Genomic DNA, 263 nt, shown 5'->3' with positions numbered 1-263 from the left:
ATATAAACGCCCCATCCATAGCGCAACTTCGGAAAACGGTCGTTGAACACCTGCAGCAACGTCCCCGACTAGCTTCATGCCTTCTGTAGTCGATAGAGCGTTCCCTGTGAATACTTGAAGAACACGACTTGACTCGAAAATCTCATCACGAGTAAATGGCGTTTGACCAGCGAAGGCCGTCAATTCATCCAGTCGTGCATCTGCTTTCCCTTTGCTGCCGAGCAGTGTTTCAAAAGCCGTGGTCATGTTCTGTCGATCCGCTA

At 49.8% G+C, this 263-nt stretch carries 1 protein-coding gene; it reads right to left on the bottom strand.

What is annotated here, in order from left to right:
* Positions 1 to 246: hypothetical protein (locus R0J87_RS21495; protein ID WP_498888834.1), on the bottom strand; the 246-nt coding region annotated here is incomplete at its 3' end.
* Positions 247 to 263 lie beyond the last annotated feature (17 nt).

The sequence above is a fragment of the Halomonas sp. SIMBA_159 genome, from assembly GCF_046536035.1.
GTDB classification, from domain to species: Bacteria; Pseudomonadota; Gammaproteobacteria; order Pseudomonadales; family Halomonadaceae; genus Vreelandella; species Vreelandella venusta_A.
The sequence above is the reverse complement of the archived record's forward strand: the minus strand, read 5'-3'. Positions and strand labels throughout refer to the sequence as shown.